The following is a 22989-nucleotide window of genomic DNA, read 5'->3' on the forward strand; positions in this document are numbered from 1 at the left end:
CAGCAGGAAGTCGACTGTACCTCCTGATTTGGCACCCGAGCTGCCTTTGACGAAGCCTATGTTTAAGGGGTATTGATACACTCTATGTACGATTTGCTTATTCCCCCACAGCCCTGGTGTGGATAAATAAAGATTCGGCTGCGGGGTAGTGAGCTTTTCCTGACGATTAAATTTAACGAGGGTAATGCATGAGACTCAATGAATGCTCCGTATGGCATGAACGGGACTGCCCTTGGATTGCCGGAGAATTCCATGCTGATTGACGTTACCGCAGGTAGCATAAGGAGAAAGTCTTCCACTTAGATGAAAGCGCTACCTTAACATCAAGTCCGCACGCCCTCCGGAAGGCACTTTCGTGCCTCTTGCCGGGGCGGCCATCGGCTTGGCCAAGCTTAGGTCGTTACTAGCAAATCCTTGGTCTCCTGAGAGATCACCTGCTGCATACTGGACTTGATAATGGCGCAGCCGGCGGTCAGATGCTCCATCGAGACGGTCAGCGGAGGCATGATCTTCAGCACACAATCTCCTCTTCCGGCTCTTTCAATGATGAGCCCGTTCTCGAAGCTGATATCCGTCACTCGCTTCGCCCCGGCTTCATCCATGAACCCCGAGACGTCAATGCCCCAGATCAGGCCGAGTCCGCGGATGGCAATGGACGGATGCAGAGGCTTAATTTCTTGATCAAGGAACGAGCGCACATATTCTTCCTTCTGCTTCACCTGAGCTTCCAGTTCGGTTCTGTCCCGGAACTCAAGAGCAGCCTTCGCGGCCACAAAAGCCAGCTGGTTGCCGCGGAAGGTGCCGTTGTGCTCGCCCGGCGTCCAGATATCCAGTTCGGGCTTCAGCAGCAGGAGGGACATTGGCAGGCCGTACCCGCTGATCGACTTCGACAGGGTAATGAGATCCGGCTCGATCCCCGCACGTTCGAAGGAGAAGAATTCGCCTGTCCGGCCGCATCCTACTTGAATCTCGTCTGTAATGAGCAGAATATCGTGCCTGCGGCAAAGCTGCTGCAGCTCACGTAGCCACTGCGCGTCGACAACGTGAATTCCGCCTTCGGCTTGTACCGTTTCAAGCAGGATCGCGGCCGGCTTGTCGATTCCGGAGTGCGAATCAGTCAGGATATTCTCGATATAACCGAGCGTATCCATTTCTGCGAAAGCCCCGCTCGGGTGCGGCATGAACGTAACTCCGTCCAGAGGAAGCCCCGCCCCTTCTCTCATAGACTTGGAGCTTGTCGCCGACAGACTGCCGAGCGACATGCCGTGGAAGCCACCCATGAATGCGAATATTCCACTTCTCTTCTTCGCCTTGCGTGCGAGCTTCAGGGCCGCTTCCACCGCATTCGTCCCTGTTGGACCGCAGAATTGAAGCTTGTAATTCAGCTTCTTCGGCTCCAGGATCCGCTCGGAGAAGCTCTGGATGAATTCACGCTTGGCCATTGTATACATATCCAGACCGTGCATAATCCGGTCGGAGGTCAAGTAATCGAGAACCCGGTCTTTAATATAATCGTTGTTATGGCCGTAATTGAGTGCCCCGGCACCTGCAAAGAAATCAATATATGCTCTTCCGTCCTCAGAATATAAAAGGTCTCCCTTGGCCCGGTCGAATACCACCGGAAAGCTTCTGCAGTAAGATCTTACGTTGGATTCCAGCTTTTCAAAAATGCTCACTCGCTTCATCCTCCATCGGAATTGGGATAAGGTTGGCTCTATCTTTCCGAACCTTCCTTTCTAAACCTACTGACGTCATGGAGCAACATATTCTAGGCTGTCATTTTCCACAATTGTTGGTCCCCACATGCCGGCTTGTTGGTAAGCCAGTATACTGGTCTCTCGCACACAGCTTGGATGGGTATAAAAAAACCTACAATTCCATTTATTAGAATAATAGGGAATAAGACCTAGGTTGAATTATATCAAAATTTACAAGAATGTATAGTGAAATTTTTGTTAAATATAGTCATTATATTGTTAAATTTGGTCAATAAAACATTATGTGTTAACATTTTTCGTTAAAAATAGTGAATGGAGAAGAAACGTTGGGAATGATTTGACATCAATCAAGGAATTCGACGAGTGTTGACATTCAGTTTTTTAACAGGTAAATTTGGTATATATTCCCTTTAAATATTCTTTGCCGGTGTTCCGATTCCTTGCACTTTGTAATAAGTTAACATGATTACCTGACCAATTTCTGAAAGCCTGGCTGGAAACTGGCCACAGCGTCCGCACGGATGGTAGCCGACATCGTTTTGTATCACGCCTTCTTCTCTACGTCTCTGTTAGAATAAAGAGTAAATATATTCTGCTGCTCCTCGTCAAACCGTACGTGAGGTTTTCCCTTATACGCTTTCCGATGTCCTTCACTCATTTACATGCAGATTTACAAACGCGGACGGACAATGATTTCACTTCGTGTAATAAGCTTCTTCATCGAGCGCATTGTTGCTTCTTGGCATACCATTTTGTGAGTTGCTGAAAGATGTACCCGTCACGTTCAGTCATCTTCCTTTACCATTCAAATGATCTTTTATGCCCGATCCGGTCCTTCTTGGGGATATATTTGCACTTACGAGTTGCGAATGTTAATGATTCTCTTTAAGAAGTTGATTACATTCGTGCACGCAGAATATTTCAAATGTGAGAATTACAAAAAGGTACTCTTCCTAAGATACTTTATAATCTGATGGATTTACGTCCAATGAATGACCGCAATTTACAATACAAAAACACAAATAAGGTGGTTCTAATATTTAGAACCACCCTTCTGAAACATCAAAAAAGTCCTGATGACTCAGAGTCATCAGGACCATTATTTTGTTTATACTTTATTAGTTTACGGAATCTTTTGATCAACCCGTTGTCCATATCATCGGACAATAGTTCGTGTAGTTCCATACTTTTGTTAATGGTTCTACACTTATTTATCATTGGACAATAAACTAATTTGTACAGAATACCTTACTCAACCGTTACACTTTTCGCCAGGTTACGTGGTTTATCTACATCATGACCCAGTGCCAGGGAAGCATAGTATGCCAGCAATTGCAGCGCAACTACAGACAAAGCAGGGCTAAGCAGTGGCAGCGTCTTAGGAATTGCAAACGCTTGGTCTACGGATTTCAGCAATGGTGCTACGTGCTCTTCATACGTAATTGCCAATACATCTGCGCCACGTGCTTTTACTTCCTTAATGTTGCTCACTGTTTTCTCAAGTACGTTCTCCTGCGTTGCCAGGGCAATAACAGGGATACCGTCTTCGATCAATGCAAGCGTACCATGTTTCAACTCACCCGCAGCATACGCCTCGGAGTGAATATAAGAGATCTCTTTCAGCTTCAAAGATCCTTCTTGAGCTACTGCATAGTCAAGACCACGGCCAATGAAGAAGAGATGTTCATGTTTGGAGATTTGCTCTGCATATCCTTTAATTGCTTCCGCTTGCTCCAACATGGATTCCACTTGCTCAGGCAATGCTTGCATCGCTGCCAGCGTGTGTTCAATCTCTTCTGCAGATTGAGTACCACGAACTTGTGCAAGGTACAGACCCAGCAAGTTGAACGCGATCAACTGCGAAGTATACGCTTTTGTAGAAGCTACTGCAATTTCAGGACCTGCCAATGTTGCGATAACATCATCTGCATCACGTGCAATGGAGCTGCCCACTACGTTTGTGATTGCCAGTACGTGTGCACCATTGGATTGTGCTTCACGCAATGCAGCAAGTGTATCGGCAGTTTCACCGGATTGGCTCACTACGATTACAAGTGTATCTTTGTGCACGATTGGGGAACGGTAACGGTACTCGGAAGCCACATCTGTTTCAACCGGAATACGTACCAATTGCTCAATCACTGTACGTCCAACCAGACCTGCATGGTACGCTGTACCACATGCAATGATTTGAACGTTACGGATATTTTTAATTTGTTCTTCAGTCATTTTCAACTCAGGAAGTTGAACTTTTTTGCCTTCATTATCGATGCGACCCAGCATAGTATCACGATATGCTTTTGGTTGCTCATGAATTTCTTTCAGCATGAAGTGCTCAAATCCGCCTTTTTCTGCGGTTACAGCATCCCAATCGACACGAATCATTTCCCGAGAAATAAAGTTGCCTTCAATCGTCATCAATTCGACAGCATCATGTGTCAATACAGCCATTTCACCATCATTCAGGATGTACACGTTACGTGTATGCTCCAGAATTGCCGGGATGTCGGAACCAATGAAGTTCTCGCCTTCACCAATACCAATAATCAATGGGCTTGCTTGACGCACTGCTACGAGTTTCTCTGGCTCATGTTCTGTCAATACACCAAGTGCAAATGCGCCACGCAACAACGTGATCACTTTTTGTACTGTTTTGACGATATCACCATTGTATTCACGTGCGATCAGGTGAGAGATAACCTCAGTATCTGTCTCGGAAGTGAACGTGTGACCTTGAGCCATCAATTCGTCCTTCAGATCCAGGTAGTTCTCAATAATACCGTTATGCACAACAGAGAACTTCTGGCTTCCATCTGTGTGTGGATGAGAGTTCTCATCCGATGGTTTACCATGAGTTGCCCAACGTGTGTGTCCGATTCCGGCATTACCTACCAGTGGTGCACCATCCAGCTTGGCTTCAAGGTTCGCAAGACGACCAAGAGCTTTCGTGATTTGCAGACCTTCCGGTGTGAATACTGCGATACCTGCAGAATCATAACCACGATACTCGAGTTTTTTCAATCCTTCGACCAATACCGATTGAGTGTTCTTATTACCAATATATCCAACAATACCGCACATAATTTATTTCCTCCGTTTGTATATGAATACTGTGTCACGAAGAGAAACAGGCAGAGGCGGCATATCGGAAAAATGAGTGATTGCCTAGCGTTTCATGAATACTTGGTACTTATTCAATTATCAATGATCAGAGCGACCTCGTGTCGCCCCGCTGTCATCATAAGCTGTTATAAATGCAATCATGAATGTACATCATTTTCCCGCCCGCGTACTGTTTACGCTCTTCACGCACATTCATTTCAATTTTAGTTTAACTCTTGCACCTGCACCGGCGCGTTGTGTGGACAGTCACCTATCCATTTTCCGCAATCCGGTTTACGGCTCTGGTGCTTCACCGGGAGGTCCCCGCCGAACAATCCGAACACCTCCACCTCGTCAGCTTGATTGCCGTTGATCTTAATCAGACGTTCTTCAACCTAGAAGAAATCCTGATCAACATCATCCCGCGCAACTCCAAGCTCTGGCGCTTGTGTAACTGTAACCTTACGTTCCTCACTTTCTGTGTCTGAATGACGACTCCACTCATTATATGCACGTCAGGTCCATTTTGCAATGGAGCAAAGTACCTGTGACAATTTTAGCATATTTACCTACAATCCCGACCGGATAAACGGACCTATGGTCTCATCAGGCCGGGACGCAGGAATATCCATCTTTAGAGGAAATTCAAAAAGTCCGCTTTTGATTACAAATCATGCCTATTGGCATAATCAGCATCGAATATGAAATTCAGCCGAAATGTCCGTTGCTCACGTAGTTTCCCTACGCTCCGCTACTCCATTTCTATCTTCATTCCATCTTCTCGGTACTGAAAACCAGACTTTTTGAACACGCACTATATGTCCTAAATCCTGTTATATCATACCCTTTATACACAACAATTCCCTTTAGAAAACCGTATGCACATAGGATTTCTTCCGGTCCTATACCAGTTCTTTTTGCACTACATCTGCGATTTGAGACACAAATTGTTCAAGTTCGTCTTTATCTGGTCCTTCCGCCATAACACGGATCAGAGATTCAGTACCTGAAGCACGAACGAGTACACGTCCATTATCGCCGAGTTGCTGTTCTACTGTAGTGATTGCTTGCTCGATTGCAGCATTGCCCTCGTATTTGCTCTTATCTTCAACACGCACATTCACCAATACTTGTGGGTATTGGGTCATTAGCGCTTTTAGTTCACTCAGTTTTTTACCGGAAGCCTTGAGCGTATCCACGAGTTGAATCGCAGTCAGCATACCGTCTCCAGTTGTATTGTAATCCAGGAAAATAACATGGCCAGATTGCTCTCCACCCAAGTTGTAACCGCCGCGACGCATTTCCTCCATCACATAACGGTCACCTACTGCCGTTTTAGCTGTTTTCAGTGCAAGTTTCTCCGTTGCTTTGTAGAATCCGATGTTACTCATAACAGTTGATACAACAGTACTGTCCTTCAACTTGCCTGCACGATTCATTGCATCACCGCAGATACACAGAATGAAGTCTCCATCCACCTCAGCGCCTGTCTCATCAATAGCAATCAGACGATCCGCATCCCCGTCAAAAGCAAGACCCAGATCTGCTTTATGTTTGAGCACTTCTTGTTTCAGGTTCTCTGGATGAGTTGATCCACATTGCTCATTAATATTCAGGCCGTTAGGCTCAGCGCCAATGGCAATGACTTCTGCACCTAGTTCACTGAACAATTTCGGTGCCAGTTCATATGCTGCTCCGTTTGCACAGTCCAAAACAATTTTAAGTCCAGAGAACGATTCATTTACAGTCGTTTTCAGGAAATCAAGGTAACGATAACGGGATTCTTCATCTGTCGTTACAGTACCCAGCCCGCCACCAACTGGCCGTGGCAATTGATCTGTCTCCGCATCCATCAGTTCTTCAATCCGGTTCTCTGTTTCATCAGACAGCTTGAAGCCATCTCCACCAAAGAACTTGATTCCGTTATCCTCAACCGGATTGTGGGAAGCCGAGATCATCACGCCCGCGTCAGCTTTCAACAAACGTGAGATATACGCCACTCCCGGAGTGGATACAACGCCCAGACGGATCACATCAGCGCCAATGGACAACAAACCTGCAACCAGTGCGGATTCCAACATCAATCCCGAGATACGAGTATCCATGCCGATAACCACTTTTGGTCTTTCCACACCACCCGCAAGCACGTAACCACCACAACGTCCAATGCTGTAAGCCAGCTCTGCCGTTAACTCTTTATTGGCAACCCCTCTTACACCGTCTGTACCAAAATATTTCCCCATGATTTAACTCCTTCTATTCGCATCATATACGAGCACTATTATTATTTTTTTGAGAATTTTAAGATTAGAACATTTACGGATTCGCGCCACTTTTACTGCCAGTACCGCTGTTATTATTATTTAAATTACCTCGACTGCTTGTGCTCCCCTGTTGACCCTGATCCTGAGTATCCGTATTCGATTCCGTTTCTTCTTCATCAGGAACAGGCTCTGTTTCCCCATTTTCAACCTCGGCTGGTGTTGGGTCAGGTGCTACCGTTCCCTCGTCCGTCGGTTCTTCGCCAGGAGTGGTCGTGGTATCTTCAGCCTTTTCGCTAATTTTGACCGTCGCACTCAATGCAGTGGATGATTCATCCAGTTTGGCATAACGGGGCAGGTCGGCTTCAAGCTTGATCTCATGCGTTCCGACCGCAAGTCCAGCAAGATCCCCGGTTAACGTGAGATCATCACTACTCAGACCCTCAAGCATACTTGCTGAGCCTGTAAGTGTGAGGTTCAGACCGCCGCTTCGAGGCGTAACCAGCGTCCCTTCCAGTCCATTCCCCGCACCGGTAAGTGTGATGGGGACGTTCGGAAAGACTTTGGTTGTCTCCTCTGCCTCGTCAAATGGTGATATGGTTACCTTGATCTGAATCGAACTAGGCTCGATTTTCTCAAAACCGGAAGGCGGCGTCAAGTCCACGTTAACTGTCGATGTACCCGACTGATCAAACTGTGTAAGATCAAGGGTTACTTGGTCGTAGGACTGTATACCCGCAAGCGCATCCTCTGATCCATAAACCGAGACTTCTTTCACGCTTGGCTCTACCGTGGAGAGTACCAGGCCTTCCGGAAGCTGTCCCGAATATTTGATTCTTAAGGGTACAGATGTATAGGGCTGATTGACCGGAACTCGAACTTCAACCGTTTGAGGCGTTATAATCGCATTTTCAAGGACCTTGCCCTCGGCATCGTATGCTTGAAGTTTCACTTTTTTCTGTATGACATCTTCCTTGGCATCTTTCACGCTCACACTGCCCTGGACCTTCGCTACAGCCTCAAGCTGCCCTTCGGGCAGAGTTACCTTAACCGGCGTCGAAGGTTCAGTTACGGGCGTTCCAGCGCTGTATCCGGCGGATGGTTCCCCTTCGGGTACAATATTCACATTGAAGGATTTGGTGCCCAATTTTTCTACGTTCACCGTAACCATGGAAGGTTCCATACTGACCACTTCTACCCCGGAAGGCAAATCAGGTACAAGTGGCAGTGTATTGGACCCATCTTTCACCTGACTCAGATCGACCAGTACCTTGTAATCATCATTCGTAAAAATCGATGTTAGCATCGAGCGCTGTCCTTTGATCTCCAGCCGGACCTCATCCGTACTTAATGAAGTGAGCACATAGCTGTTGCTGTCTAATCCATAAGGTTGAACAGGCACCGTACGTTCCACAACCTTGTTGGTTGTCCCTGTCGTAATCGTAGGGGTGGTTGGTACTTCATCCAGATGAATCATGAACCAGAGCAGCAGGCTAACCGCAAGTGCAAGTATTTTGGCAAAGTTATTATTGTTAAACCACTTATCCATTGTTACGTCCTCCCTTCCGTTTCCAGAAGGTTGTCCAGCCATTCTTTTTCAGATTGGATGTAGGGCGCAACTCCTCATACAGTTTGGCAATCAGCGATTCTTCCTTAATATCACGAACGACCTGTCCATTCATTGCCAGTGACACTTGTCCTGTTTCTTCGGAGACAACCAAACAGATCGCATCTGCAACTTCGGTAATCCCGATTGCTGCACGGTGACGTGTTCCCAATTCCTTACTGATAAAAGGATTCTCTGATAATGGCAAATAACAAGCCGCCGCCGAAATCTGTTTTCCCTGTATAATAACGGCTCCATCATGGAGCGGTGTATTTGGAATAAAGATGTTAATCATCAGCTCCGAGCTGACCAGAGAGTGCATCTTAATGCCCGATTCCGTGTAATCGTTCAGACCCGTTTCACGTTCAAATACGACCAATGCGCCAATTTTACGCCGTGACAAATAATTAACTGACTTGATAATCTCACCAATTAACACCGTTAGTTCTTCATCACTCGCTGCCGCTGAACGTCCAAACAGCTTACCGCGTCCCAATTGCTCCAGACCACGACGCAGTTCCGGCTGAAAGATAATGAACACCGCAACGACACCAAACGTAAACATCTGGTTCATTAACCATTTGAGCGTATACAAGTTTAGCCACGTACTTAATGCCCAGATCAACACAAGGAACAGAATCCCTTTCAGGAGCTGAACCGCACGTGTCCCCCGCACAAGCAAAATCAGTTTGTACATAATATAGGTAACGATCAATATATCGATAACGTCCTTAATGGACTCTGTCCACGTTAAGTCAGCAAAATAATTCATAAGCCAGCCCCCGCTATCCCCATTGATGAGTAAACCCTGATCTCATATTAACCCATTAGGATTTTATATAATCCTTTGTCTCCGCATTTTTGCATCATTTGATTTGTGCAAAATGCTTATCTATATGTAGTAGTATGTTCTCTTTAGTATCTAGGTTATAACGTTAACGTTCAGGTTGCAAGTTACGGCAGTCTCAAACTGCACATAAACATCACATTTACCATGAATTACAAAGTTTGCGTATAAAAAAAGAGTACCCCATGCAATCTGGAGGTACCCTGCTTGGTATATACCATTGAAGAATTTTACCCTGTTCTAGCGATAAGCCACTTCATTTACCATATTGGTTATTTTGTACCAGAACCAGTCCAGCGCCTGATCAATACTTTTCACCTGACCTGAAATATGCGCCGTTGAAGCCTGAAACAGTTGTCCGTCGATAACCGTCAGATTGCCGTTCACATCACCATATACTTGTGCGGTTCCATTTTCTATCGTAAGATCGCCAGCAATTGACTTACCTTCAGGAACAATAACCGTGTTACCCTGAATCACGATCTGGTCCAGATTATTTCCCTTAACAACCATTTCGTTATTCTGATTCCAGAAATTCAAGGCGCTAAAGAGCATCACGACCAAAAAGAAGGCTGCCGCCGTCAGCGCGGGATGTCCTTTGACCCATTTGAGCCATGCTTGCTGTCTCTTGGGCTGGGGCAGAGCATTCATAATTCGATTGGTCAGCTCATCAGAGGCAGACGGTGAATAGTGTTTCATGGCAAAGAGTAACATTTCCGTCTGTTCCAACTCTTTAAAGCGCATGCGACAATCCGGACAGATCACAAGGTGACTTTTCAGTTCAACCTTCTGGGCCGGGGACAACGACTCATCCAAACATTCATGCATTAAAGAGACGGCCGAGTTGCAATCCATATGAGAGCCAATCCTTTCTTAAATCACTTAGTCCATGTGCCATTAAAAAGCACGCATAAGACTTGCATACATTACATACGCATCCGTTTCGGATATGTTTCAAATAATTTCGCCCATATTTAAAGGCGTTTAACATTTATAACTTATACTCCAATTTTTTACGTAGAAAATCACGGCCCCGATGAACGCGTGTCTTGATCGTTGTTACGGGCATACCTGTCACATCACTGATTTCCTGTAGCGACAAGTCCTGTAAATATCTCAGAATCATAACGGACTTATACTTGGCTGGCAAACTGTCAATGGCCTCACGAATGAGTGTCTGCGTTTCTGACAGGAGCGCTTCACTCTCCGGTGTACGATCATCACTCGGGAGCATCGCATAACCATCAGATCCTTCCTGATCATTCAGTTCAGCATCCAAAGAGTATGAAGGTTTCTTTCTACGCAGTCGGTCAATACACAGATTGGTTGCGATCCGGTAAATCCAGGTTGAGAACTTCTGGTTCGGGTCGTACTTCTCCATATTACGAAACACACGCAAAAACGTCTCCTGCACAACGTCTTCAGCTTCATGACGATTGTTCAGCATCCGGTATGCCAAATGAAATAGCTTGTCCTTATATAGTTCAACGATTTCTGCGAAGGCTCTCTGGTCGCCCTTAAGCACCAGTTTAACAAGCCTGTTCTCCAAATTGTCCACCCTTATTCCCCCAGACATGCTGATGGGTCTTCCGTCTTCTGATACCCGTCCACACTTGTAATTCACCAATCAAATCGTAAATCAACTTTGGTCAAAAATCAAGACTGTATGACAAATATCCGCCAAAAACAGTAAAAACGGGAACTCCCGTAGGAGTCCCGTTTCATCTCTTACTCCGTAGAGCAGAGAATGGAGCTTTTTAGTTAACAAAGTAATGGGTACTTTGTTACATATAATTATTCAAATGCAGCAGTTCAATCATCAACCTGTATTACGCAGTCCTGCAGCGATGCCATTGATTGTCAGCAACACTTCTCTAAGCAGTTCCGTATCATCCTCACCACGTTCACGCATATCTCTGAGCTCGCTCAGAAGTTGAACCTGCATGTAGGACAACGGATCTACATAAGGGTTACGAAGGCGAATGGATTCTTGAATAACCGGTACATCATCCAGAATTTCAGCTTCTCCGGTAATTTTCAGAATCAGCTCTTTTGTGAGCTTGAATTCGGCTTCAATCTGACCGTAGATGCGATCACGGGCTTCCTTGTTCGAAGTCATGGCCGAATATTCTTTGGCAATGACCAGATCTGCCTTGGCTACGGCCATCTGTACCGTATCAATTAATGTACGGAAGAATGGGAAGCTTGCATACATTTCTTTCAGGACAACCAGATTTTCCTCTTTATCCTGATAGTAACTTTGCAATCCTGTTCCTGCCGCATACCATGCCGGAAGCAGATAACGACTTTGAGTCCAGGCGAATACCCAAGGGATCGCTCTCAGATCTTCAAACTTATCACTATTTTTACGCTTGGATGGACGGGAACCAATATTCAGCTCACCAACCTCCGGAAGCGGCGTTGATTCTTTGAAGAAGGTGAAGAAGTCTGGATCACGGAAAATCAGATCCTGATATTTCGTCAGAGATACTTCCGAAATCTCTTTGATGATGCTGTCCCAATGACGTTCGGATGCTGACTCTTGCGGCTCAAGCCCATTAAGTGCTGCTGTGATTAGAGCCGAAGTTGCCTGCTCCAGACTGCGGTATGCAATCCCCTGAAGGGAATAACGGGAAGAAATAACCTCTCCCTGCTCCGTAATCTTGATGCCCCCACCAATCGTATGTGGTGGTTGAGCAAGAATACTGCGGTTGAGTGGCATGCCGCCACGTCCAAGAGCCCCGCCACGTCCATGGAAGAACTTCAGCTTAACGCCGTGTTCATTACCTACAGCCGTGATGGCATTCATCGCTACGCGCAGTTCCCAGTTGGCTGTAACCACGCCGCCATCCTTGTTACTATCTGAATAACCAAGCATGATTTCATGCAGTTCATTCCGTCCTTTTACGCTTGCGCGGTATACAGGAAGGTTGAACAGCTTCTGCATAATGTCCGAAGCCGCATGTAGATCATCAATCGTTTCAAACAGCGGTACCGCTTGAAGTGTAGATACAACGTCACCGTTGTGTCCTTTGGTGAATAAACCCACTTCTTTGGCAAACACCATAACCTCCAGCAAATCACTTGCGCCCTGCGTCATACTGATCAGGTAACTTGTGATACAGCCGTTCCCAAATTCGTTCTGGGCACGCTTAATGGTACGGAAGACATCCAGACATTCTTTGGTTCCCTCCGTGTATTGGTGATAAGGAGAAGTAAGCGGACGTGGATCATCCAGCAAACGAGCAAGCAGATCGATTTTACCGTCTTCAGTCAGACGCGCATAATCCTCTACAATGTTCATTTTCGCCAAAATCTCCGACATCGCATTTTCATGTTCCTTACTGTGCTGACGCACATCCAATGCTGCGGTATGGAAACCAAACAACTCGACTTGACGAATCATCTTGCGAATGGTCGTATCTGCTACGTAATCGGCAAAATGATGGCGCAGACTTCGATCAATAATCATCAGTTCATCAATCAAATCCTGTGCGCTATGATAACGGTCAGGTTGACCTAATTTGTTCTCATCCAGTACATTGTTCAGCTTGGCAATCATATAAGCCAATTTGATGCGGTATGGCTCTTTTTCATTCCGCCAGATATCCACTTTTTTCAATGTAACAGAATTACGATCCTGCTCAATCGACTGCACCAGCTCATCCGATACATGAATGATGTTTGTGCTGAAGCTGAGATGGCCCATAAGTTCAATCATAATCCGTTGGTATTCACGCAAAGCGAGCTTGCGTTGCATCAACAGTGTCTGCCATGTTACATCTGAAGTTACCGAAGGATTTCCATCCCGGTCTCCACCGATCCAGGAACCGAACCGCAAATACGTCGGCACATGCCAGTCATGGTCAGGATAAAATTTGTTCAGGCAGCGTTCCAGCTCCTGATATACATCCGGAAGTACGTGGAACAACGTTTCATGAAAGTAATACATCCCGTTCCGCACTTCATCGAGTACAGTCGGTTTGCGGTCGCGAAGTTCATCTGTCTGCCAGAGTGTAATAACCTCATTCAGCAGCTTCTCACGCAACTGTTCACGTTCACGCAACGTCAGCGTAGGATTATCAAGTGACATGACATCTTCGGATATCCGTTTATGGATGTCCAGAATAACCCGGCGCATAGCTTCGGTTGGGTGAGCTGTCATAACAAGTTCCAACGACAAATCGTCGAGAATCTCTTCCACCTCTGTATGAGACAGTCCACGTTCCTTAAGATCCTGTACTGCTTTCTCAATCGATCCTGGCTGCACAGCGTCCCCAGCAGAACGTTCATAATCCCGTTTACGCCGGATCCGATGGTTTTGTTCAGCAATATTAACTAATTGAAAATAAATAGCGAAAGCCCGAATAACCTGGTGACGATTGTCCGAGTCTAATTCCTGGATCATCGTTTTGAACTCTGCATAGAGTTCTGGCAGAAATTCTGCACGCAACGATTTGCTCGTTTCCCGAATCTTCTCAACGATATCTAGAAGCTCCGTGCCGCCTTGATGGACAAGAACTTCTCCGAGTATATTGCCCAGGAACCGCACGTCTCGCCGAAGCAGGTTGTTGGATTGGCTTTTGCTGGCGGTTACCATAGTTTCAGTCATGCTTATCCTCCCATCTGATCGTTCCATTCGTACACGTAAATTTGACACCTTCATAACATCATACAATAAAATGGTACGAAAATCTTTATTTTTCTACTAGAAAAAATGGGGATTATCCCCGATTTACAGCACAAAAACACGCTTTTTTATTCATTTTCTTGTTCTGCTTCAATTAATGGTCATATCCTGTCGCATGATACCTTTTTCACGTACTTTAGATAAATCAAAAGTCTCATACCTATTCTTAAAAACTCATAAATATACAGTTCTTTTAGATATGATCCCATGTACCTGATATTAAGGTTAAACCGCATAATTTCATTGTTTGAGAACAGATGATATACAAAGAAACATGACCGGCAAAGCAAGCTTTTGTATACTTTACCACAGTGACGCAATAAATTAAAGATGTAATTATAATTTTCTTCCCACTACAGTCTGCTTATTAGGGGAGTTTCTTATGTACTTTGTTAATTCTCTGTAGTCAAAGGGATATCTTAACACATCATTTCTACATAATGTTCTTAGCTTTTTGGGCAGATTAATCTATAGCTCTTACTAAAAAGGAGGAATCCAAATGATGAAGAAAGGTACAACAATTATTGCTTCCGTGCTTCTGGTGGCCGCGATGGCTGGCCCTGCTGCTGCTGATGGCCATATGTCCAAGGGAATGGACACCAACACCAACGGATCACGTGTCCGCTCTTATCAGGACACCAACTACATGGATCGCACAAACACCAACCTGAATATGGATGGAAACTACCGCAACAATGGTGACTATCGTACCAACAGTGTTCGTGCTAACGCCACGACAACCAACCGTGACAACGGCATGGATTGGGGCTGGCTTGGTTTGCTGGGACTGCTTGGATTAGCGGGCATGCGTAAAAGAGTGACGGATCACAACGAACGTTAAATTGTACTCACGTCACGTTACAATAGCTGCTACGTCTTAGAAACAGCTCATCGACAAGGATAAAACAGAAGAGCCAAGACCCCTTTACTATTGGAATAGGGAGGTCTTGGCTCTTTATTAAATAAACCTGTACTGTTCCTTACATAAAATATTATATAAAATAACTGCTAATTCTTACGTTAATAAAAATAAAAGAGCCTCTGCATCTGCAAAGGCTCTTTCATTATATCCTGTAAGCGGGTGATGGGAATCGAACCCACGCTATTAGCTTGGAAGGCTGATTCTCACCCTATTCCGCGATAGTCTTACACAGTCAAAAGATTGATGAGCTCTCGCTTTTAAACCTTATTGGCAGTCATGAACAGCATGTACAAACGTTGAATACACAATCAACTGCCCCATGACTGCCCCTTTATAATAGAAAGAACACATCTGCCAAAAAATAAAACAAAGCTGAATTATTCCAATATCAAATCATAAGCCCCTTGCATATATAGTACTATATATGGTACTATATATTTAGGAGGTGAGATATGGCTAGGATAGAAAAATTGGTCCAAAAAATGAAAGACCGCCCCAGTGGTATCCAATATGATGAAGTTGCCAAGGTACTCCGGCATCACGGTTATGGATTAGTGAGAAGCAACGGCTCGCACTTCCATTTCCGGAACCAAGCAGGAGACTTGATAACCATCAAAAAGGAACAACCACTAAAGGCGGCATACGTCAAAGACGTACTGGACCGGATCGGGGAGTAGCACCTCCCCTTTCCTTAATTCTCATCATATCCTAGCCGATTATTAATGGCAAATCATAGCCAAAAGAAGGATTTAGCGTACTACATGGCCCTCCCGTATACAATACAAATCAGACCCGTTAAGGACGAGAGCGGTGATTATTTCTTCGCAACTGTTGCGGAATTAGATGGGTGCCAGAGCAATGGGGATACCTTTGCTGAAGCCTACGAAAGTGTTCGGGAAGCAATGGAGGGTTACCTGGCTGTAAAGCTGGAATACGGTGACGTCATTCCTGAGCCAATTGGTGAAGATGAGTACAGCGGTAAATTCAACTTGAGGGTCCCTAAGAGTCTGCACCGGCAATTGGTTGAACGCGCGGCTGCAGAGAGTGTTTCGTTGAATCAGTATTGCCTGTACAAATTGAGTAGATAAAACCAAAAGAACCCTGCTGACCATTGAAGGTTAACAGGGTTCTTTTTTGATGTTTAATAGATATAAGTTCTTTTAATAGAGGATTTCCTCAATATCTTCCAAAGTAATTGCATTATCTGAAGCGAGTTGTTTAATTACATCTATAGCCCAGGCTTTTCTCTGTTTCTCACCCTTCTCAGCAGACCATTCACCATTAATTTTTTCAGCATGATACCTTGAAAGCAATCCTGGGAACAGTATGGTATAAATCAGGATAGACGTTTTAGGGAATTCATCCATCACATTACTTGTTTCGCCTTCTTTTGAAATAACAGAACGAACAGAATCAAGTACGCAAGTACAAGAATTTGTAACCTTAGTAAGAAGTTGCATATCAGGCATAATGATATGCAACCCACCCTCATAGACGCTCTGATTTATTCCTAATCCCGACAAAGTGGGCAGTGACCCAAGGACATCTGCCCCTTCACTCTTATTATCATATACTTCTCTTTCAGATAATTGAGAAACGGCATGAATGTCGATAAGACTAACAATGTAGTCTTCCTTACCTTCGACACTTTGAATATTAATCTTTTGCCCACGCTTGTTAAAGAGCCAATAAAAGAAGTCACTGTCGAGTCTATATTGAACCAATTTGTCGTGTTGTACCTTGCCCCATTCTTCCTTCTTCAATCTTTTATAGCCTTGGCCAAAAAGAACTGATCTGACCCTTTTTTCTTGGCTCACACTTACATCTAGGATACAGTAGACTCGCCCGTGATTCTCAAAGAATATAGCATCAACTGTTTTATTAAACACGCGGTACTCTCTTGGGAGAACAACACTACCATCAATCACTGCTCTAGTTTCACCTAGACTATCTTCATACTTACCGATAGCAGAAATATAGTTATAGTCCTCACCTCCAACTTGAAGAGTCTCCACAGAGAATTCCTCACTATCAGCAGGACGCCACTCTATTTGCAAGGTTTTTTCATAAGTTGTTAGACCATCTCTTTCAGAAAGATATTCTATGGGTAGATTATAATCCATTCTTAAAACACCCATTATAGAATCTAATGTATGCATTTGATCCATAGCCCAAATAGTTAGGCGCTTATCAAAATCAAGGTCTGCCAAAGTAAATCATCTCCTATCTTCTGAAGAAAACAATCTTATGATTATTGGTCTCGAATTTAATAAATAATTTTAGGAACTTGGAGGGCTTGTCCCCCACTAATAGCTTTGGTTGAACTATTGCGCTTAAATTATGGGATATGTGGATATCAGGATGATCAGCAACAATGTATGGAAACGACTTATTTATAGTGAACTTTCCGCTTCCTGTCCTCATATCTTTTATTAGAGAATTAATATCAATTGTAAATCCAGTTTCCCCCATTAAAACATTCTTTAAATGGAATGAATCAGGTGGTTGGATTAACAACTCATCGGGAGTAGAGTTTATAACAATGTTAACTGTCCTCTTCCTTAGATACCAATTCAAAATTCTCCACCAAATACTACCTCTCCTTATGATCTCAATCGAAAGATTAACAGTTCTCAGTGTTTGATGACTTTTCATAACATCATTTTCAAGGAGAATGGGAGTCACATCAATTCCTCCCCCTAATCTACTCTCCTGCTTCAAATTTATTACTAAAGGACGGAATAGCCATGAAAAGAAAGGAATTACCATATATACAAAATAACTCACTACCAAAATTATAGTATCTCTTAATTTATTGTCAAACCACGGCTGCCCTGTCGACTCGTGAAAGAAGACTAGAATAAGCACGAATTGAAACGTTTGGGTTAGTATCATTTTCAAATATTGGTTCAATATCCAAACGTCCTTTCAGTAGGGAACTTCTTGAATCCAATGGCCATGGCTAAAGGGGTCTCTACAGTCAATATAGGTAACTCTTCCCATTCCCCGATTATTTCAGCTACAGCATATTTATGAACTCGGTATTGACGATCGCCATAATTGAATGTGATAGCACTTATATCAACGTTCTCTGATCGTATAATTTCAGATATTTCATATATATTTGAAGCAGATCTGCTTTTTAAAGCATCTTTAAATTCCTCTTCTAACTCGTAATCGATATCATCAAATTCAACTTTTAAGATTTGTAACTTTAATTTTTCAGACTTAGAAATTAAAGAATATAGATTGTTTTGTTGAAGTTCAAAAGGACGCAGTCTTAAATTTAACTGCTTCGAGTTTCGAGGGTTAGTTAAGCCAGCAATACGGTAAGTTTCCAAAACAAAATAGCTATCATTATGTATGATATCGGCTTGTTCTCCGATTACGTGATAATAGTATATTACATGCTTTTTCATGGCTCTAACCTCCCCTCCATCTTTGTATATAGTTTACACAAATCCCCTTGTTATTGATACAGAATTCTAAAAAAAAGGCCTCACCAGCGCTATGCCAGTGGGGCCCTTTTCACCGATACTTTCGGATTTAATTGTATATTACCTTAATTATCCTTTTTGGTCAACGTACTTCAGCAGGCGGCTCACTACAGTACCCAATTCCTCACGCGTAACTGTTGCACCCGGTCGACTCCCATCGAAGAATCCCTTCTCCGTTACTCCCTTCCACGTCGTCTCAGCCCACTTGCTTGGTACGTTAATATCTCTCCCCTGTGTCACCGGCTTTTCCTCCTTCGTTTTGGACAGCCCCAGGTATGTAGCGATTCCTTGGACATGGCCATCTATAATTGCATCGATCACACTAGATTGCTTCAACCTGTCCGCGTCAGCTGCCACATCGACAAACAGGTTCTCAGTCAATACTGCCGGCATATTGGATTCGCGAACCATGTGAAGGTTCTGCGCCTTCTGGCCACGATCTGTGCCGCCCAGTTTAGCCGTGATCGCCTTGTGCAGCGTGTCCTGGAGCTTAATACTGGATTGGGAAGCGGACGTATATCTGAACGTCTCGAAACCGCCCTTGCCACCACCTGCGTTACAGTGAATGGATACTAGGATGTCAGCACCGGCAGCATTGGCTCTGCTTGTCCGGTCACGAAGTTCCAAGAATACGTCCGAGGATCTGGAAAGCAGCACTTGCACGTTCTCGTATCCTGATTCTAGGCGCTCCTTGATACCCAGCGACACCTTCAACGCAATATCCTTTTCCAATACTCCATTTGCCACTGCTCCCGGATCCTTACCACCGTGCCCTGCATCAATCCATACTTTATACATTCGTACCAGCTCCTCTATCGTTATCGTTGCCGCCTTTGCCCTTCAGAACCTCGATTGCTTGCTTAATTACTGACGGGATAGGAGCTCCCATTTTCCCGCCATTTTCAGTGATTGACAGCAGCTCATTCGCAATATAGAAAAACGCCACCGTATCCCTGAACAAATGACCATCACCAAGGATGCCATCCACCAAGTGGCCAACGCCGACCATGGCAAAAATAAAGACCTTACGAGCGATGCCAAACATTCCGATTTTGCTTTTCAACTCGCCTGACATCCAACCAGCAGCAACACCCGTTAGATAATCAAACACCACGAACACCAACAGTACTCCTAGCACTCCAGACCAACCCCCAAATAAATAAGACACCAACCAGCTACCCCCGGCCAAAGCCCATTTCCCCACGTTTTCCAATTCCATATCCCCCATCTGTCTAATATGAAAAGCCCCCTGACCACTCCAGAGGGCATAAAAATAGCGCTCCGATGTCGGAACGCCTGTTACACGATATTACCGTTTTGGTCCATGTCCCCAGCCTGCAAAGCTGCGGCCACTTGTTCACGGCTGCCTGCTGGTACTTGCTCCAGCTTGATCAAGCCTTTATGAATCATCATCACGTATACAACTAACATAGTGTCACCCCCTCTCATGAGTGCTACAGCCCAACGGATCAGCAGCCTAGCAAGCTTAACCCTCATCAGGTGACACCACACTGAGCACGAGCATGTGCAGTTCCATGAGGGCCAATTGGTTTGCGTTGCTTTCCTCTGCAAGTCGCTTGTTAATCCCTTCAGCTTCCGTGAGTTTCTTTTGCAGATCTCCCAACTGAGCAAAAACTGAATCCCGCGAAACGTAATCATAGTAAAGAATCGTAGTGGATAGATCGATCTTTAATACAGGATCAAGGTTAGGTAAATCTCCCTGTTGCGGAAGTTCAAATGCACCTTCAATGTAATTACCATCTTCCGGTAGAACTACTTCGCCATAATACACACCCGTTACCAGCGCTGTACTACCTGTTTCTTTCGCGTATGCAACAATCATTTTACCGCCTCCTTTAGTAGATATAGGATAATCCGCTACACATAACGTTATATGCTTGGTTAGAGCTTGAAAAATTAGAGTTTCTTATGCCAATCCTTACAGGACCCTTAGAGGTATTAAACGTGCTTGCGATATTGGAGGTAGATATACTTTGTGATCCTTCGCCTGGCTTTGCATGAACGCGATTGTTTACCAAATCAACCAAGAATGTGAATGTATAATAGGATGTACTGGTCGGCATTGTGTCGTTAGTCGTTAAATAGTGAAGATTGTCGTTAGAATCTATTAGAACCATTTGCACCGTCAACACGTTAGAGTTGTTTGAATAGTATCTAATACTTGTATTTGTCTTAGGTGAAAACGTTGCTGTTAACGCTCCGGCAGGGATCGTCCCTAAAATGTGGATCGCAGTTTGTGAAGCGGCCAAGTTGAGTGTTGAAGCTGAAGGGTTGAAGGTCTGTCCGTCAACGAACCCTCTGACGCTCGGCGCTAAACTTCCCGCTACGCCGAATATAGTGGATCCGCTTCTAATGTTTGCCGCTACCAGATTCGCGTCTCCCAAGATACTAATGGCGCTACTGTAGTACCCAGCGGCTTTTGTCTGATTAGCTGTTCCCGGTGTCACGGTACCGCCTGCACCCTGGTTAACCATTGTTCCTACTTGATCTCCATCGTCATTTCCAAATGTTTCTCCAAACAACACTTGCGCGGGTTGAGCAGTACCGCTACTCGACCCGCTATCGGCCAAAAAATCCGTACCCACCTTGCGAAATGTGTACGGCCGACCTGCTACCAACTTACCAGCAGCGTACGCGACTCCTTTTTGATCCTTGAGCGCCACCGCACCAATACCGTTAACATTAAGTGTTGGTGTTGCGCTGTTATCAACGTGTGGAATGATCGTAACCCCGAACCCGTCCGGTAACGATGCAGGTGCAGGGCTGAGTGTGACAATATAAGTAGATGCTGAACCTGTTGTCACTGCATATCCTGGCTGGCGAATATAATCCTGCACAATTGCGCTGTAGTCGTCCGTATTGAGCAGACGTTTAAGTACAGGCGTAAATGATGCCCCTGCTGTTGTTGCGATTGCTCCCATATCAAACATCCAAGCCCCTTGAAGACCAGCACCAAGACGGAATACAATCCCTCGCGCACCCATATTGGCGTGAGTGTTACGGTAACGATACACGACACCAGCCGCATCCAAATAGCAGTTATGGCCATACAACACATACCCACCTGTGCTTGCGCTGATTTCTCCCCAATTGCTAAATCGTAACGGTCCAGTTAATGCCCCGCCTGCACGTGGTAAACTTAAATCTATTGCAGCTTGTTTTGCTTCATCAGCTTTTGCTTGCGCCCCGGTCTTCGTTTCACCATCCTGCCGGACAAACTTGGCATCGGCCCCGCTCATAAGGCCACTTGAGCCGCCAATCACAGCGTCAGGGATGACGTCCGTCCCGCCAGTGATGTGGGATGATGCATGGGCACCTGGCGTTGCTTCACCTGTTGCCGTCAGAACAACCCGTTTGCCTTCTGGATCGGTTGTAACGGCAATCCCAGTTCCACCCACAAATGTAACCGTATCGGTCTTGTTGGAAGCTTCCACGTCATTCACCTTGGCAAATGCGTTTTGATTGACCTCAGCTCCTGCAGCAATCCCGTTTAATTTGGTATGATCCGCAGCCGTAACGTGTACATTTGCATCCCCTGTATGGCTGTCCAGATTGGATTGTACGGCGTCTGTCTCAGCTTTACGGGCTATGTCATCCGATGTGGCTGGAGCCGCCACCTTCGCACGTCCTGCTCCATCACGTTGTAAGAGCGTGTAAGGTGTTGCTAAGCCTGTACTGGTATCAAGTTTCAGCTTGTCAGCCGCACTCATGAACCCCGCTGCATTCCCCTTTGCTGTTGGGTGCTCATCTGCCCCGCGTGCCTTGTGGGCTGCCAGATCAGCAGCGGACGCGGCAATGGCTGCCGCCTTAGCCGCATCGGCTTTAGCCTGGGCATCTGCTGGCGTACCTTTGGTGTCCATCTCGGTCTGCACACGGTCAAAGCCGATATTGATGTTATTAAAATCCTCACTTATCTTTTTGCTGCCCTCCAGATTCGCGAACCGGTTCGCCATTCGTAACAACTCCCTTCAATAATGTTTCAACGTCCTGGTGAATAGCCCTAAGGAACGCAACTTGTGAATCCAACGTGGGCAATGTATCCACCATGGCCCGGATCACCAAAGGGCTCTCGCGGAAAATGTCAGTCACGTCTACGGACAGTTCAAGCACTTTCTTAACTTTCACCTGGTGCACCCCACTTCATATTCTTCATGATTTCAAGCATGGCGGCCTTCATCTGATCATTGACCCGGATCGTCACCGTTTCGCCTTTGACCCGTTCGTCATGGGCAATCAATTCTTCACGGATAATCTCACGGATACGCTGTTCTTCCATGCTGTTCACTCCTTTTTGAGCAACAAAAAAGAGCCCATGCATATGGACT

At 45.2% G+C, this 22989-nt stretch carries 21 protein-coding genes; 3 read left to right on the forward strand and 18 right to left on the reverse strand.

The window, feature by feature from the left end:
* Nucleotides 1-392 precede the first annotated feature (392 nt).
* From ectB to ppc, 8 genes are all read right to left on the reverse strand, one after another.
* Nucleotides 393-1676, reverse strand: a complete 1284-nt coding sequence (gene ectB / locus MKY44_RS24885) for a diaminobutyrate--2-oxoglutarate transaminase (RefSeq protein ID WP_076217242.1) — start codon at nucleotides 1674-1676, stop codon at nucleotides 393-395.
* 1290 nt (nucleotides 1677-2966) lie between these two features.
* Nucleotides 2967-4799 (reverse strand): glutamine--fructose-6-phosphate transaminase (isomerizing), encoded by a 1833-nt coding sequence (gene glmS / locus MKY44_RS24890; RefSeq protein WP_036668148.1) that lies wholly within the window; start codon nucleotides 4797-4799, stop codon nucleotides 2967-2969.
* A gap of 923 nt (nucleotides 4800-5722) precedes the next feature.
* Complete coding sequence (glmM, locus tag MKY44_RS24895) at nucleotides 5723-7063, reverse strand: phosphoglucosamine mutase (protein ID WP_338588636.1); 1341 nt, start codon at nucleotides 7061-7063, stop codon at nucleotides 5723-5725.
* A 73-nt stretch (nucleotides 7064-7136) separates the two neighbouring features.
* Entirely contained in the window at nucleotides 7137-8630 is a 1494-nt protein-coding gene (locus tag MKY44_RS24900) for a CdaR family protein (protein ID WP_180361848.1), read from the reverse strand.
* Nucleotides 8623-9459, reverse strand: a complete 837-nt coding sequence (gene cdaA / locus MKY44_RS24905) for a diadenylate cyclase CdaA (RefSeq protein WP_017692119.1) — start codon at nucleotides 9457-9459, stop codon at nucleotides 8623-8625. Before cdaA ends, MKY44_RS24900 begins: the two co-directional genes overlap by 8 nt.
* A 315-nt stretch (nucleotides 9460-9774) precedes the next feature.
* Complete coding sequence (locus MKY44_RS24910; protein ID WP_036614042.1) at nucleotides 9775-10389, reverse strand: zf-HC2 domain-containing protein; 615 nt, start codon at nucleotides 10387-10389, stop codon at nucleotides 9775-9777.
* Nucleotides 10390-10525: 136 nt separating this feature from the next.
* Complete coding sequence (sigW, locus tag MKY44_RS24915; protein ID WP_017692117.1) at nucleotides 10526-11092, reverse strand: RNA polymerase sigma factor SigW; 567 nt, start codon at nucleotides 11090-11092, stop codon at nucleotides 10526-10528.
* A 261-nt stretch (nucleotides 11093-11353) separates the two neighbouring features.
* On the reverse strand, nucleotides 11354-14146 hold the full coding sequence (gene ppc, locus MKY44_RS24920) for a phosphoenolpyruvate carboxylase (RefSeq protein WP_100529907.1): 2793 nt from the start codon (nucleotides 14144-14146) through the stop codon (nucleotides 11354-11356).
* Nucleotides 14147-14723: 577 nt separating this feature from the next.
* Between ppc and MKY44_RS24925 the strand changes: the two genes are divergently transcribed.
* The 3 genes from MKY44_RS24925 to MKY44_RS24935 all read left to right on the forward strand — a co-directional run bounded on the left by MKY44_RS24925 (nucleotide 14724) and on the right by MKY44_RS24935 (nucleotide 16234).
* The gene (locus MKY44_RS24925) at nucleotides 14724-15065 is read left to right on the forward strand and encodes a WGxxGxxG family protein (protein WP_341009029.1); all 342 of its coding nucleotides are present in this window, start codon (nucleotides 14724-14726) and stop codon (nucleotides 15063-15065) included.
* Between the two features lie 533 nt (nucleotides 15066-15598).
* On the forward strand, nucleotides 15599-15823 hold the full coding sequence (locus MKY44_RS24930; protein ID WP_076328831.1) for a type II toxin-antitoxin system HicA family toxin: 225 nt from the start codon (nucleotides 15599-15601) through the stop codon (nucleotides 15821-15823).
* An 84-nt stretch (nucleotides 15824-15907) separates the two neighbouring features.
* Nucleotides 15908-16234 carry a type II toxin-antitoxin system HicB family antitoxin gene (locus MKY44_RS24935; protein ID WP_341009031.1) on the forward strand — a complete coding sequence of 109 codons (327 nt, stop codon included), beginning with the start codon at nucleotides 15908-15910 and terminating at the stop codon, nucleotides 16232-16234.
* A gap of 72 nt (nucleotides 16235-16306) precedes the next feature.
* On the opposite strand, the gene MKY44_RS24940 is transcribed toward MKY44_RS24935, so the two are convergent.
* The 10 genes from MKY44_RS24940 to MKY44_RS24985 form a co-directional block, all read right to left on the reverse strand.
* Nucleotides 16307-17356 (reverse strand): hypothetical protein, encoded by a 1050-nt coding sequence (locus MKY44_RS24940; protein ID WP_341009032.1) that lies wholly within the window; start codon nucleotides 17354-17356, stop codon nucleotides 16307-16309.
* A gap of 13 nt (nucleotides 17357-17369) precedes the next feature.
* On the reverse strand, nucleotides 17370-17831 hold the full coding sequence (locus MKY44_RS24945; RefSeq protein ID WP_341009034.1) for a hypothetical protein: 462 nt from the start codon (nucleotides 17829-17831) through the stop codon (nucleotides 17370-17372).
* Between the two features lie 224 nt (nucleotides 17832-18055).
* Nucleotides 18056-18565: a hypothetical protein gene (locus tag MKY44_RS24950; RefSeq protein WP_341009035.1), complete on the reverse strand. Its 510-nt coding sequence runs from the start codon at nucleotides 18563-18565 to the stop codon at nucleotides 18056-18058.
* A 147-nt stretch (nucleotides 18566-18712) separates the two neighbouring features.
* Nucleotides 18713-19441 (reverse strand): N-acetylmuramoyl-L-alanine amidase, encoded by a 729-nt coding sequence (locus MKY44_RS24955; RefSeq protein WP_341009037.1) that lies wholly within the window; start codon nucleotides 19439-19441, stop codon nucleotides 18713-18715.
* Nucleotides 19434-19862 (reverse strand): phage holin family protein, encoded by a 429-nt coding sequence (locus tag MKY44_RS24960; protein ID WP_341009038.1) that lies wholly within the window; start codon nucleotides 19860-19862, stop codon nucleotides 19434-19436. Before MKY44_RS24960 ends, MKY44_RS24955 begins: the two co-directional genes overlap by 8 nt.
* Before the next feature lie 80 nt (nucleotides 19863-19942).
* On the reverse strand, nucleotides 19943-20074 hold the full coding sequence (locus MKY44_RS24965) for a hypothetical protein (RefSeq protein ID WP_341009039.1): 132 nt from the start codon (nucleotides 20072-20074) through the stop codon (nucleotides 19943-19945).
* A gap of 55 nt (nucleotides 20075-20129) precedes the next feature.
* On the reverse strand, nucleotides 20130-20486 hold the full coding sequence (locus tag MKY44_RS24970) for a hypothetical protein (protein WP_341009040.1): 357 nt from the start codon (nucleotides 20484-20486) through the stop codon (nucleotides 20130-20132).
* A 13-nt stretch (nucleotides 20487-20499) separates the two neighbouring features.
* Nucleotides 20500-22617, reverse strand: a complete 2118-nt coding sequence (locus tag MKY44_RS24975) for a hypothetical protein (protein ID WP_341009041.1) — start codon at nucleotides 22615-22617, stop codon at nucleotides 20500-20502.
* Nucleotides 22571-22789, reverse strand: a complete 219-nt coding sequence (locus MKY44_RS24980) for a hypothetical protein (RefSeq protein WP_301880045.1) — start codon at nucleotides 22787-22789, stop codon at nucleotides 22571-22573. The genes MKY44_RS24975 and MKY44_RS24980 overlap by 47 nt, the downstream gene beginning before the upstream one ends.
* On the reverse strand, nucleotides 22779-22940 hold the full coding sequence (locus MKY44_RS24985; RefSeq protein WP_341009043.1) for a hypothetical protein: 162 nt from the start codon (nucleotides 22938-22940) through the stop codon (nucleotides 22779-22781). The genes MKY44_RS24980 and MKY44_RS24985 overlap by 11 nt, the downstream gene beginning before the upstream one ends.
* Between the last annotated feature and the right edge of the window lie 49 nt (nucleotides 22941-22989).

It is taken from the genome of Paenibacillus sp. FSL R7-0026 (assembly GCF_038004485.1).
Lineage (GTDB): Bacteria > Bacillota > Bacilli > Paenibacillales > Paenibacillaceae > Paenibacillus > Paenibacillus xylanexedens_A.